This window comes from Rhodococcus sp. P3_B8 (assembly GCF_056402775.1).
Window position 1 is genome coordinate 1 of record NZ_JBFUGT010000701.1, and the last position, 549, is coordinate 549.

Consider the following 549-nt stretch of genomic DNA (forward strand, 5'->3'; position numbering starts at 1 on the left):
GGTCAGCGAAGCCGTCCTCACGGCCCTGCCGGAGGCCATCCACGGCAGCGTGAACGACGGACTCCTCACCGCGCTGGCGATGGCGGTCACCCAGTGGCGGCGCACCCGCGGCCACACCCTGCACGGCCGGTCCGTCGACGGGACCCTGGTGAGCCTCGAGGGTCACGGCCGTGAAGACCAGGTCGTGCCGGGCGCCGATCTGGGCCGCACCGTCGGCTGGTTCACAGCGATGTTCCCGGTGCGTCTCGACCTGTCCGGCATCGACCTCGACGACGCGTTCGACGGCGGCAAGGCCGCCGGCTCCGCGATCAAGGCGATCAAGGAACAACTGCTCGCGATCCCGGATCACGGCATGGGTTACGGCATGCTGCGGTACCTCAACGCCGAYACCGCCCCGCTGCTCGCGGCCCGCTCGCTGCCGCAGATCAGCTTCAACTACCTGGGACGCTTCGCCGCCGACCTGTCCGAGGCGGCCACCCGCGCCGGCTGGACGCCGACCGGCGAAGTCGACATGGACCGTGCACAGGACCTCGACACCCCGGTCACCTC

1 protein-coding gene is annotated in these 549 nt (G+C 70.8%); it reads left to right on the top strand.

The window, feature by feature from the left end:
• Positions 1 to 549, top strand: a 549-nt coding sequence (locus AC1D1G_RS45865) for a condensation domain-containing protein (protein ID WP_477957019.1), incomplete at both ends; no start/stop codon positions are given.